This window comes from Halomonas sp. GXIMD04776 (assembly GCF_049808615.1).
Lineage (GTDB): Bacteria > Pseudomonadota > Gammaproteobacteria > Pseudomonadales > Halomonadaceae > Modicisalibacter.
Genome location: NZ_JBNCAN010000041.1, coordinates 1 through 12,054, shown reverse-complemented (window position 1 = coordinate 12,054; position 12,054 = coordinate 1). Strand labels below are relative to the sequence as shown.

Here is a 12,054-nt window from a genome sequence, read left to right as displayed (position 1 = left end):
TCGCCATGGTTGGTCCTCCCCGGTATGCGTTCAGCGGGTGAGACGGAATCGGCGGTCAGAAAATGCTCGCTGGCGGTGATAGGGGAAGTGTCGACGCCGGCATCACGGATTCAGGTTTACTTGAATTTAATGTTGATTTTGAAATTTTGGAACGGATGCATATGACTATCTATGAAAAAGCTCAGGCGGATCTGAGGAATGATCCGAGGATTTGGCTGGTAACGGGTGTGGCTGGCTTTATTGGCTCCAACCTGCTTGAACGGTTGCTCAAGCTGGACCAGACAGTTGTGGGTATGGACAACTTCGTCACGGGTCATCGGCGTAATCTCGACGAGGTACGCGAGCTGGTGAGTGACGAGCAGTGGACGCGCTTTACCTTCCACGAGGCGGATATCCGGAAGTTGGAGGATTGCCAGCGCACCGTGCAGGGGGTCGATTACGTGTTGCACCAGGCAGCGCTCGGGTCGGTGCCTCGCTCTTTGAACGATCCCTTGGCCACCAATGCCGCTAACATCGACGGTTTCCTCAACATGCTGGTGGCCACCAAGGAGGCCGGCGTCAAACGCTTCGTCTATGCTGCCTCGAGTTCCACCTACGGCGATCATCCCGCTTTGCCGAAGGTGGAGGATCGTATTGGCAAGCCGCTGTCGCCTTATGCGGTGACCAAGTACGTCAACGAGCTCTACGCGGAGGTCTTCTCGCGCTGCTATGGAGTGAAAACAGCGGGATTACGCTACTTCAACGTCTTCGGCCCGCGTCAGGACCCGGAAGGCGCCTACGCCGCGGTGATTCCCAAATGGACGGCGGCGATGCTCCGCAATGAGCCAGTTCATGTGAATGGGGATGGCGAAACCAGCCGGGATTTCTGTTTCATCGAGAATGCGGTTCAGGCCAATCTATTGGCGGCCCTGACGGGTGATGAAATGGACAGCGAAGTGTTCAATGTCGCGGTGAACGGCCGGACGACGCTCAACGAACTATTTGCTTACTTGCGGGATGCGCTGGCGGAACAGGGGATAATCTACGATAAGGCACCGGCTTACCGGGATTTCCGGCCGGGGGATGTGCGTCATTCTCAGGCCGATATCGCCAAGGCCGCCGACAAGCTCGGCTATGCGCCGACTCATACGGTCGTCGAGGGTATTCATCAGGCGATGCCATGGTATATCAACCACTTGCGAGAGTTGTGCTGCTAAACAAAGTGCTGTAAATACTAACGCCCGGAGCGTTTCAAATTGCTCCGGACGTTAGTGGTTTCGGCTCTAGGATCGCGAGTCTGCTGCGATCTTGATCACTTCGAGACCGCGGCAATCGCTTCAGTAACGTAAGGCAAGTTCTCGTTGGACAGACCGGCCACGTTGGCGCGGCCAGAGCGCACCATGTAGATGCCATACTCATCTCGCAGCCGATCTACCTGATCCGGCGTGAGGCCCGTGTAGGAGAACATGCCGCGCTGTTCGGCCACGTGGGCGAAGGTGCTATCCAGCCCATAGGGCTTGAGCGCCTCGACGAAATCCCGGCGCAGGCCGTTGATACGATCGCGCATGTCAGTCAGCTCGTCGCGCCATACCGCTGCCAGTTCGGCGGAGGTGAGAATCTCGCAGACGATGGCGCTACCGTGGGCCGGCGGGTTGGAGTAGTTCTCCCGGGCGACGATAGCCATCTGCGAGCGCACGTTCTCCATCTGCTCGGTATTCTTGGCGACGGCGATAAAACAGCCGGTGCGCTCCCGATAGATGCCGAAGTTCTTCGAATAGGAGCTGGTGATCAGCACCTCGTCGAGGTTTTCCGCCAGTAACCGGGCGCCGAAGGCGTCTTCCTCAAGGCCGTCGCCGAAGCCCTGGTAGGCAAAATCGATCAGAGGGAGCAGGCCGCGCTCACGAACCACCTCGAGCACCTGTTGCCATTGATCGTTGGTGAGGTCGAATCCCGTCGGGTTGTGACAGCAGGCGTGCAGCAATACCACGTCGCCTTGGGGGATCTGCTTAATCGCACTCAGCATACCGTCGAAATCGAGGCGATTCTCGGCATCGACGTAGGGATACTTGTGTAGCGTTAGGCCAGCGGCGGGGAAGATACCCAGATGGTTGGGCCAGGTCGGATCCGAGACCCAGACATCCTTGCCGGGAAGTTTGGACTTGATGAAGTCCGCGGCCAGGCGCAGCGCCCCAGTGCCCCCGGGCGATTGAGTCGCGCTGGCACGTTTTGCGGCGATGACCGGCGAGTCGGCGCCCAGTACCAGGGGAAGGGTGACGTCGCCATACTGAGGATCGCCGTGGGAGCCAATATAGCTCTTGGTGGTCTCGTTCTTCAGCAGCAGCGCCTCGGCTTCCTTGACCGCCCGCATGATGGGGGTATTGCCCTTGGCGTCACGGTATACGCCGACACCGAGATCGACCTTCTGGGGATTGGTGTCCTTCTTGAAGGCCTCGATCAACCCGAGGATGGCATCCCCGGGTACTCGCTCAATCTGCTCGAACATTGGACTCTGCTACCTCGTCGGTTCTAGCGGCCAGAATGAAGTCGTTCTTGTGCAGACCCTTGATGGCATGGGACCACCAGGTCACGGTGACCTTGCCCCATTCGGTGAGCAGCGCCGGATGATGGCCGGCTTCCTCGGCGATGTCACCCACCCGATTGGTGAAGATGAGGGCCTGCTTGAAGTTGCGGAACTTGAATGTCCGCTCCAGTTGCATGATGCCATCCCGCTCGACCAACTGCCACTCGGGAATATCGCGCCGGAAGGCCTCGATCTGCTCCTGGGTGGCCTTGGGGGCATCAAGGCTACAGGCTTCGCAGGATTGCTCGGAAAGTTGGCTCATGGGTGACTCCTGTCAGAATGAAAAGTGGGTTCCAAGAATCTGTTCTCAAGCGTTGGCGGCCTTCCTGGGGCTGAATCGAGGTTCGAACAGCCCGAGTTTCATGGCCTCGTGCACCATGGCCATGATGTCCTGGCCGGCCAGCTCGTGCAGCGTGTGCAGGTCGTCGATCACATAGTAGAGCGGTTGCAGGATGTCGATGCGATAGGGGGTGCGCAGGGCATCAAGGGGCTCGAAGGGTGTGTGCGTCGGCGCTTCGGAAAGCGCGTGGAAGGTCTCCTTCGGCGAAGAAATGATGCCGCCGCCGTAGATGCGTCGACCGGCGTAAGTATCGACTAGCCCGAACTCGACGGTCATCCAGTACAGCCGCGCCAGATAGACCCGCTCCTGCTTGCTCGCCGCCAGGCCGAGCTTGCCGTAGATGGCAGTGAATTCGGCGAAGGCGGGGTTGGTCAGCATCGGACAGTGGCCGAAGATCTCATGGAAGATATCCGGTTCCTGCAGGTAGTCCATCTCCTCCGGCGTGCGGATGAAGGTGGCCACCGGGAAGCGTCGATTGGCGAGCAGTTCAAAGAAGGTATCGAAGGGGATCAATGCCGGCACCCGTGCCGTCTGCCAGCCGGTAGTTTGCATCAGTACACGGTCGATGTCGCCGAGTTGCGGGATGTGATCCATCGGCAAGACCAGGCGCTCAAGACCTTCGAGATACTCCTGGCATACACGGCCTTCAATGATTGGCAACTGGCGCTGCATCAGCGCCTGCCAGGTGTCGTGCTCGCTATCGCTATAATGAATGATGCCCTCGGCGTCCGGCTCGCGGGCCTGATAGAGAGTCGCTTTCTTGGTGTCTTGGCTCTTCACGGTATGGCTCTTCATGTCAGGGCTCCCGAGTTGCGATGTTGTGAACGGGATGCTTTCTATCTATCAGCATATCCCCGCCGGGCGAAAGCTGCCTGTCCGAAAATGGGGGAACCGAACGTTCTGAACTGCATGGCAGAATCGAGTGTAAGGTTTTTCTGACAGCGGCACGGTCCAGTGCCTGGGGAAGGCCACCAAGCCGTGAGGCAACGCTTGAGCAAGCCTTAGCTGTCACGCTATCTTTACAGATGCGTCATGCTGACGTGACGAATGCTCGTTCATCGGCACGTCGCTTCTTTTCAATTCGATTCAGCCCAAATCGAGTCATCGTATGCGTCTCAAGCTTCATTGCCAGAACCGCATCGGTATTCTGCGCGATATCGTCTCACACTTCGCCGATTACGGCTTGAACGTGGCCCGGGGCGAGGTCGGCGGAGAAGCGGGCAATACGATCTACCTACATGTGCCCTACCTGCTCAACGCGCAGCTCTCGACCCTGAAGCCGATCCTCGAGGCGGTGCCCGGGGTGTTCGGCGTCAAACGGGTCAGCCTGATGCCCAGTGAACGCCGCCACTTGGAACTCGATGCGTTGCTGTCATCGCTCTCGGACCCGGTAATGTCCATCGACATGGAGGGACGCATCGTCGCCGCCAACCGCGCGGCAGGACAGATGCTTGGCGTGCGGGTGGATGAAGTGCCGGGACTCTCATTGGACCGCTACGTTCAGGGGATCGATCTGCCCGATCTAATGCGCCGCAATAACACCCGGGTCAATGGTCTGCGCCTCACGCTAAAGGAGGCCAGCTATCTCGCCGATATCGCCCCGCTGCATACCGAGAAGGACGATGTTGCCTCGCTGGCCGGAGCGGTGGTGACCTTGCACCGCGCCGATCGTGTTGGCGAGCGCATCTATCATGTGCAGCGCCAGGAACTGCGAGGTTTCGAGGCGATTTTTCAGGCCAGTGAGCGCATGGCGACAGTGATCAGCGAGGCGCGCCGCATGGCACCGCTGGATGCGCCGTTGCTGATCGAGGGTGAGACCGGCACCGGCAAGGAGCTGCTGGCTCGTGCCTGTCATCTAGCCAGTCCTCGCGGTCAGGCGCCGTTCATGGCCCTTAACTGTGCCGGCTTGCCCGAGTCCATGGCCGAGACCGAACTGTTTGGCTACGCCCCCGGTGCCTTTGAAGGAGCACGACCGGAGGGCAAGTTGGGGCTGCTGGAGCTGACTGCGGGCGGCACGATCTTCCTTGACGAAGTAGGCGAAATGAGCCCGCGTCTGCAGGTCAAGCTGTTGCGTTTCCTGCAGGATGGCGGTTTTCGCCGCGTGGGCAGCGACGAGGAGACCTTCCTCGATGTGCGGGTGATCTGCGCCACTCAGCAGGACTTGCCGCAACTGTGCAGCGAAGGGCACTTTCGTCCCGATCTCTACCACCGTCTCAACGTGCTGTCGGTGCATATACCCCCCCTGCGCAACTGCCTCGATGGCATCAAGGAACTGGCCAATCACTTCATCGATCGTGCTGCTCGGCAGATTGGCTGCGGCCTGCCGAGACTTTCCGACATCGCGCTGTCACAACTTGCCGCCTATCATTGGCCAGGTAACGTGCGCCAACTCGAGAACGCGCTGTTTCAGGCGGTGTCGCTGTGCGAGGACGAAGTGATCGAACCCCATCACCTGCGTTTCCCCGAGGCAGACAAGGCGCCAGCTCTTGCTGAGCTCAACCTCGAAGGGACGCTAGGCGACATGCTCCATGAAGTGGAAAAGCGAATACTGGCAACGCTTTATCCTGATTATCCTTCGAGTCGCCTGTTGGCGCGCCGGCTGGGGGTGTCGCACACGACGATTGCCAATAAGCTCAAGCGTTATGAGATCGGCAATGAATAAGAACTAGCAATGAGTAACAGGAGAGTATCGTCATGCAACGCACGACTGCGATAGCAAGCCTTTCGTCAGGATTGATCTCCGCGCTGGCATTGAATGTTGCGCCAGTGCTTGCCGACGACCAAAGGCGAGGGGAGACCTGTCTTGCCGGTGCTGAAAAACCCATCGTCATCGGCCACCGCGGGGCCAGCGGGTTTCGCCCCGAACACACCCTCGAAGCCTACGAACTCGCCGTCAAGCAGGGGGCGGACTTCATCGAGCCGGACCTGGTGGCAACCAAAGACGGCGTGCTCATCGTGCGCCACGAGAACGAACTGAGCGGTACCACGGACGTGGACGAACGCCCCGAGTTCGCCGACCGCGAGACGACCAAGGTCATCGACGGCGTCCCGACCAGCGGCTGGTTCAGCGAGGACTTCACCCTCGAGGAGATCAAGACGCTGCGCGCCGAGGAGCGCATTCCCGAGACGCGTCCGGACAACACCCAATTTGATGGCCAGTTCGAGATTCCGACCCTCGAGGAAGTCATCGCCCTGGTACGCGACCTGGAAAAGCGCATCAAGCGCAAGATCGGCATCTACCCGGAAACCAAGCACCCGACCTATTTCGCCAAGGAGGGCGAGTTCCTCGACGGCGGTCGTATCGATATGTCCCTCGGTGAGATGCTGATCGAGACCTTGATCGACCGGGATTTCACCGACCCCGATCGCGTGTTCATCCAGTCCTTCGAAGTCGAGAATCTGCTCGAGTTGCAGAACGACATCATGCCGCGCTTCGACGTGGATCTTCCACTGGTGCAGCTCTTGGGTGATATCACCAACGCCTATCAGCCGCCGGAAAGCAACTTTTCGGCACCCTATGACATGGTCTACAACGCGGAAAACGGTGATGTCACGGCTATCTATGGCCAACTCGATGGCATCATCGGCGGTGGCGGCCCGGGCATCACCGCCGAGATCGACTATAGCGACCTGGTATCGAAAGCAGCGCTGGGTTACATCGCTGAGCATTATGCCGAGGGCATCGGCCCCTGGAAAGACAGTTTCCTGTTGCGCGAGACGCTCGATGAGCCGATCGATGCCGATGGGGACGGCAAGGCCGAGATCGCTACACGCCTGACCGGCAAGGTGCATGACTTTCTGGCCCAGGCCATCGACGCAGGCCTGCTCGTTCATCCCTATACGCTGCGCGCCGAGGAGGAGTTCCTGACCCTGCACCCGAACGGCATCCCCCAGACCCTTACCGGCGAAGTGGTGCAACTGCTTGGCCTCGGCGTGAATGGCTTCTTCACCGACCAGCCCGTGACCGGGGTCGAAGGGAGGGCGCTGTTCCTCGAGGCCAATGGGTGTGGCAAGAGACGTTCGACAACTTATTAGTGCCGACGACGCCGTGTGGCTCACCACGAGCGACGTCGCCGACCTGGCGTGCATTGCACGGAATCAAACTGCGTTGTTCGACGAGGCGATGTTGTGATTCAGATGGAAGGCATTGTGCGGGTCCCATTCGCGTTTGAGTGCCGCCAGCCGCCGGTAGGTGGCGTCACCGTAGGCCGCCTGTACCCGCGCCGCACCCTCGTCGCCACTGATGAAATTGACGTAAACCCCACCCGTGGTGAAGGGCGTCATGTCTTCGAAAGTCTCCCGCGCCCAGGCGGTATGGCGCTCGTCTTCACCGGCGTCGCGCCAGCGGGCCTGAACGTTCAGCACCCAGGCCGCGTCGCGATGCGGATAGGGTGTCGTTTCGGCGGGCCGGCGGGCGATCACATGAAATTCAAGCATCCTGAATGTTCAGGGCATGTGGTCGTTCCCCATCCTCGCAAGGAGATCGCCATTGGCACGCTGCGCAACATCTATCGCCAAGCCGGCTGGGCCTGGAGGTGAAAATGCTCTACCCCGTTTATGTTCACAAGGATGCCGACAGCGCCTACGGCGTCACCTTTCCCGATTTTCCGGGGTGCTTTTCAGCGGCGGACGAACTGGCCGATCTACCGCGCATGGTCCAAGAGGCAGTCGAGGTGTATTTCGAAGGCGAGGAGATGGCCATTCCCGCGCCGTCAGCCCCGGAAGACTGGCAGGATGACGAGCGCTTCCAAGGAGGGTACTGGATGTTGCTCGACCTAGACCTGTCAAGAATCAGCACTCGCGCAGTGCGTGTGAATGTCAGTCTGCCCGAATGTCTGGTCGCGCGGATCGACGAAGCCGCCGAAGCGCGCCATCTCAGCCGTTCGGCCTTTCTTGCCCTGGCGGCGCAACACGAAATCGCCCAGTCTCGATAATCGCTCAGGCGATGGCATTCCTGTCGACCCGCTGAACGGCGCCATTGACAGCGGCTCGGGAAAGCGCATTTGTCCGGCTTCCGTGGACCATGAGGTCCTCAAGTGGCCAGCTTTCTCACCTTGGCGAACGGGCTGAGCCCTAACCATGTCTGCATGGCATCGGCCAGATCGCTACGGCCGATGATGGTGAGTTTTCCATCCCCGACCGCTCGCGCGACGGACTTCAGACCCATCCATATCTCGGTCATCGTGCGCAGATCGACGCAGACGTAGAGGTCCACATCGAAGCCCGGGTCGATGTGGCAGAGATCAACGCTGCGATCGGGCTCGACGATGAGCCACCATTTGCGCTGGGACGCCGGCAACTCGGGATAGATGAACTCGATCACCGTCCGGCCCACCGGCACCGGATCGGTGTCGAGATTGCGTCGCATGTCCCACATCAATAGTTCGGGATCGAGGTTTTCAAGCGACGGCTCGGTCTCGACCCATTTCTGACCCCAAATGCCGATGGCCTCGATGACCGGCTGAAGATCCCGACCGGCCTGTGTCAGTCGATACACGTTGATGTCCGACCCCGGCGACAGCTGCTCGCGCACGATGATCCCGGCGGTCTCGAGTTCGTAAAGACGTTTCGACAAGAGCGCCGGCGACATGCGCGGCACGCCGCGTCGAAGTTCGTTGAAGCGCGTGGAGCCCGCGACCAGCTCCCGCAAGAGAACGATCGTCCAGCGCGTGCAGAGCGTTTCCGCCGCCATGGCGACGGGGCAGAATTGCTGATAGCTCGCGTTCGTCATCGTGGTCTCTTTTCCTCCTCTTTCTCCCAAGTCTGGCAGATTCGCCGCCTCAACGAGGAGTTCAGAAACTATATCGGGCAGGGTTCAGTTCGTGAACTGGCGTGAGGCCGTCTTCGGTGCGAGTCTTTCTCGTGTATCGGATCTCATTCGATCGCAACGTGAACCTCTGAGGGGAGGAACCGGACATGGCGAATTGGTATATCGAGGGGCAGTACATGGAAACCTGCAACTGTGACTTCATCTGCCCATGTATCGGATCGAACCTGACCGCGCGACCCACCGAAGGCGATTGCAAGGCGGCAATCGCGATGCGTATCGACGATGGCGACAAGGAGGGCACGTCACTGAGCGGCTTGGCGTTCCTTGTGTTGCTGCACTCACCCGGCCCCATGGCGGAGGGCAACATCAAGGTCGGTCTCATTATCGATGACAAGGCGAACGAGACGCAGACCCAGGCCATCAGCGAGATAGCTTCGGGTACCGTGGGCGGGCCCATGGCGGCGCTGGCGCCGCTGGTTGGTGAAATGGCCGGGGTCGAGAAGCGGCCGATCACCTTCGAAACGAATGGGCTGAATCACACCGTCAAGGCGGGGGATCTGGTCGACCAGGCCCTTGTGGGGGTGCCCAGCGTATCCAAGGAAGGCGAGCCGATCTATCTGGAAAACACGGCCCACCCGGTATCGGCGAAACTGGCCTTGGCGAACGCGAGCCATAGTCGTTTCCACGCCTTCGGTATCGACTGGGAAGACGCCAGTGGGCTTAGAAACGGCCACTTTGCCCCCTTCTCATGGGTGGGATAAGCGCCCATGACGCTTGGGAGTCGTTACGATGACTTTGGCAAAGGATTGCAGTGGCTGGCGACGCGAACGTCATGTCGCGCTCGCCGGCCTGCTCGCCATGGCGACGCTCGCGTGGCTCTACCTTGGCTTCGAGGCCCAGCGCATGGACGCGATGATGGGCGAGATGGCGGGGCCGGGTGTCGCCGAGGCGTCTGACGGCGCCTGGAGTGTCGGCCCGCTCTTGCTCACCTTCGTCATGTGGACGCTGATGATGGTCGCCATGATGCTTCCCAGTGCGGCACCGGCCATCCTGCTCTACGGCTCGATGACGAGAAAGAGCCGAGAGAACGCCTCCGGCTTGCCCTCCGCGTGGATCTTCGCGATGGGCTATCTCGCCGTCTGGACGGCCTTCAGCTTGGCGGCGACCGTCCTGCAAGCCGCCTTCGAGACCTGGCGCTTACTGACACCTGCCATGAGCTCGGCAAGCACCCTGCTGAGCGGTGGCCTGCTTATCGCCGCCGGCATCTATCAATGGCTTCCGTTCAAGAGGGCCTGTCTGGAAAAATGTCGCGCGCCACTACAGTTCTTCCTGTTCCACTGGCAACCGGGGACACGAGGCGCCTTTTGGATGGGGGGCGAGCATGGCATGTTCTGTGTCGGCTGCTGCTGGGCCTTGATGCTGCTCTTGTTCACCGCTGGCGTCATGAACCTACCCTGGGTCGCGCTGATCGCCGCTTTCGTCCTTGTCGAGAAGCTGGCGCCTGGAGGAGAACTCATCGGCCGGGTGACCGGCGTGGCGCTGGGCATCGTTGGTATTGCCTTGATCCTGAGTAGCATCTAAGGAATCACTGTATAAATGCCTACGCGAACGAATAACTGCGTTGCACGGTACTCGAAGGCTCGCCTAACCGCATGTTATGTCTCGTCTTCTGCGTGCCGTGCGCCTTGCTCTTCATCTCGCTCGGCAATTTATTCAGCAATTCCCTAATGGCTTGCAACGGTTTCAAGGCTGCGGCTCGATATTCTGATTCAGCTGGAACAGGTTGGTCGGATCGAAGCGGGCCTTGATCCTGGCCAGCCGGTCGTAATTCTGCCGATAGTTGTCCCGCACCCGGGCATGATCGTCTCCGGACATGAAGTTCACATAGCCGCCCGCCTCCGAGTGAGGCTGCAGCGCCTGATAGTAGGCGCGACCCCAGTCGATATTGCGCTCGCCGTCGGCGGGATCCGGCCAGCTCGGCCCGAGCGCCGTGGCGAAGCTGGCATCCCGATAGGCGAAGGCCGTGGCCTCGGGGGCGACGCGCCGGCAGGCACCGTCGATGGGAAACAGCAGCGTCGCGGTCTGCAGGCAGGGGATCCGGCTGCCATATTCGAGATGCACCGCGATCGCCTCATCGGTCAGCTGCCGGGTGAAACAACCCTTCCAGTAGTGGTGGAGCCCGGCGGGCAGCAGTTCGTCGAACAGGGTATTGATCGCCGGGTACGGCATGCGCTGGACATACTGCCCAAGAACGGGACCGAGGCTTTCGAGACGCTCGCGTATCGCCTCGTCCCCGCTCGCCGGCCCGCTCCAGCAGGTCAGTACCACGATCACCGGCTGGCCCTGCCACTGCTCGGGCAGAAAGGGCAGCGGTGGCCCCAGGATGATGCCGAGGATCGCGCCCAAGGCCTCCGGCGCCTCGGCGATCCACTCCTGGTAGCGGCGCAGCACGTCGCCCTCGAGGGGGAAGAAGGTCGGCCCGCCGAGGATATCCGCCACCGGATGCAGGCGATACTCGAAGGAGATGACCACGCCGAAATTGCCGCCGCCTCCGCGCAGCGCCCAGAACAGCTCCGGGTGCCGGTCTTCGCTGCAGGACAATAGGCGGCCCTCGGCGGTGACCACGTCCGCCGACAGGAGGTTGTCGCAGGACAGCCCGCAGCGGCGGGCGAGATAGCCCAGGCCCCCGCCCAAGGTCAGACCGCCTATGCCGGTGGTGGAGACGATGCCGCCGGTGGTCGCCAAACCGAAGGCGGCGGTGGCGTGATTGAGATCCGCCCAGGTGCAGCCGCCTTCGGCACGAACCCGCTGTGCCTCGGGATCGACGCGAATGCCGCGCATTCGGCCGAGATCGAGCACCAGGCCGTTGTCGCAGGTGCCGAAGCCGGGAACGCTATGACCGCCGCCGCGAACGGCGAGCGGTAGTTCATGCTGCCTGGCGAAGGCAACGCTTGCCATCACGTCCGCCACGTCGGCGGCTCGGACGATCAGCGCCGGGCGTCGGTCGTGCACCGCGTTGTAGACCCTGCGTGCCTCGTCGTAACGCGCATCCTGTGGTCGAATCAGCTCGCCGCGCAGGCGCTCGGCAAAGGCTTGTATCGTCTCCGCGTGCAAGACGCCAACTTGGTTATCAGCTTGTCGAATGTTTGACGTTGTCATGACGCACCTCTGCTTGATGGCTTGTGGTTGTTTGGATGACATTCACAAGTTATCAGGCAGGCGTCCTAGAGCCGTGACATGGGCGTGACAGCTGTTATTTCATTTGCCTGAATCCGTGAGACCGGCCCCCAGGAATGCTTCTAACCTACTGAACTGCATGGCAATATAGCGAATATCGCCATTCACCCAGACAGTGCCATGCCCAACGTCAAGTTCCGCGCCAGT

General features: G+C 60.6%; 13 protein-coding genes. 7 read left to right on the top strand and 6 right to left on the bottom strand.

Annotated elements, in window-relative coordinates; genetic code table 11:
• The first annotated feature begins 161 nt into the window (after positions 1-161).
• The gene (locus ACPF7Z_RS19015) at positions 162-1,196 is read left to right on the top strand and encodes an SDR family oxidoreductase (RefSeq protein ID WP_425194816.1); all 1,035 of its coding nucleotides are present in this window, start codon (positions 162-164) and stop codon (positions 1,194-1,196) included.
• A gap of 95 nt (positions 1,197-1,291) precedes the next feature.
• Here ACPF7Z_RS19015 and ACPF7Z_RS19010 read toward each other — a convergent pair whose 3' ends face one another.
• The 3 genes from ACPF7Z_RS19010 to phhA are packed head-to-tail and all read right to left on the bottom strand — an operon-like array spanning position 1,292 to position 3,695.
• Positions 1,292-2,482: an amino acid aminotransferase gene (locus ACPF7Z_RS19010; protein ID WP_425194815.1), complete on the bottom strand. Its 1,191-nt coding sequence runs from the start codon at positions 2,480-2,482 to the stop codon at positions 1,292-1,294.
• Entirely contained in the window at positions 2,466-2,822 is a 357-nt protein-coding gene (locus ACPF7Z_RS19005; RefSeq protein ID WP_425194814.1) for a 4a-hydroxytetrahydrobiopterin dehydratase, read from the bottom strand. Before ACPF7Z_RS19005 ends, ACPF7Z_RS19010 begins: the two co-directional genes overlap by 17 nt.
• Before the next feature lie 45 nt (positions 2,823-2,867).
• Entirely contained in the window at positions 2,868-3,695 is an 828-nt protein-coding gene (gene phhA, locus ACPF7Z_RS19000; RefSeq protein ID WP_425194813.1) for a phenylalanine 4-monooxygenase, read from the bottom strand.
• Positions 3,696-4,008: 313 nt separating this feature from the next.
• On the opposite strand from phhA, the gene ACPF7Z_RS18995 reads away from it, so the two are divergent.
• Both ACPF7Z_RS18995 and ACPF7Z_RS18990 read left to right on the top strand, forming a co-directional pair.
• Complete coding sequence (locus ACPF7Z_RS18995; protein ID WP_425194812.1) at positions 4,009-5,562, top strand: sigma-54-dependent transcriptional regulator; 1,554 nt, start codon at positions 4,009-4,011, stop codon at positions 5,560-5,562.
• Positions 5,563-5,594: 32 nt separating this feature from the next.
• Positions 5,595-6,935, top strand: a complete 1,341-nt coding sequence (locus tag ACPF7Z_RS18990; protein WP_425194811.1) for a glycerophosphodiester phosphodiesterase family protein — start codon at positions 5,595-5,597, stop codon at positions 6,933-6,935.
• A gap of 63 nt (positions 6,936-6,998) precedes the next feature.
• On the opposite strand, the gene ACPF7Z_RS18985 is transcribed toward ACPF7Z_RS18990, so the two are convergent.
• Positions 6,999-7,337, bottom strand: a complete 339-nt coding sequence (locus ACPF7Z_RS18985) for a BBE domain-containing protein (RefSeq protein ID WP_425194810.1) — start codon at positions 7,335-7,337, stop codon at positions 6,999-7,001.
• Between ACPF7Z_RS18985 and ACPF7Z_RS18980 the strand changes: the two genes are divergently transcribed.
• Positions 7,323-7,439 carry a type II toxin-antitoxin system HicA family toxin gene (locus ACPF7Z_RS18980; RefSeq protein ID WP_425194809.1) on the top strand — a complete coding sequence of 39 codons (117 nt, stop codon included), beginning with the start codon at positions 7,323-7,325 and terminating at the stop codon, positions 7,437-7,439. The genes ACPF7Z_RS18985 and ACPF7Z_RS18980 overlap by 15 nt on opposite strands.
• A gap of 2 nt (positions 7,440-7,441) precedes the next feature.
• On the top strand, positions 7,442-7,834 hold the full coding sequence (locus ACPF7Z_RS18975) for a type II toxin-antitoxin system HicB family antitoxin (protein WP_425194808.1): 393 nt from the start codon (positions 7,442-7,444) through the stop codon (positions 7,832-7,834).
• A gap of 98 nt (positions 7,835-7,932) precedes the next feature.
• On the opposite strand, the gene ACPF7Z_RS18970 is transcribed toward ACPF7Z_RS18975, so the two are convergent.
• Complete coding sequence (locus ACPF7Z_RS18970; RefSeq protein ID WP_425194807.1) at positions 7,933-8,631, bottom strand: winged helix-turn-helix transcriptional regulator; 699 nt, start codon at positions 8,629-8,631, stop codon at positions 7,933-7,935.
• A 185-nt stretch (positions 8,632-8,816) separates the two neighbouring features.
• Between ACPF7Z_RS18970 and ACPF7Z_RS18965 the strand changes: the two genes are divergently transcribed.
• Together ACPF7Z_RS18965 and ACPF7Z_RS18960 are read left to right on the top strand one after the other, a co-directional pair.
• On the top strand, positions 8,817-9,431 hold the full coding sequence (locus tag ACPF7Z_RS18965; protein ID WP_425194806.1) for a DUF1326 domain-containing protein: 615 nt from the start codon (positions 8,817-8,819) through the stop codon (positions 9,429-9,431).
• A gap of 28 nt (positions 9,432-9,459) precedes the next feature.
• Positions 9,460-10,251 (top strand): DUF2182 domain-containing protein, encoded by a 792-nt coding sequence (locus ACPF7Z_RS18960; protein WP_425194805.1) that lies wholly within the window; start codon positions 9,460-9,462, stop codon positions 10,249-10,251.
• Between the two features lie 162 nt (positions 10,252-10,413).
• On the opposite strand, the gene ACPF7Z_RS18955 is transcribed toward ACPF7Z_RS18960, so the two are convergent.
• The gene (locus ACPF7Z_RS18955) at positions 10,414-11,829 is read right to left on the bottom strand and encodes an FAD-binding oxidoreductase (RefSeq protein WP_425194804.1); all 1,416 of its coding nucleotides are present in this window, start codon (positions 11,827-11,829) and stop codon (positions 10,414-10,416) included.
• Positions 11,830-12,054: the final 225 nt, after the last annotated feature.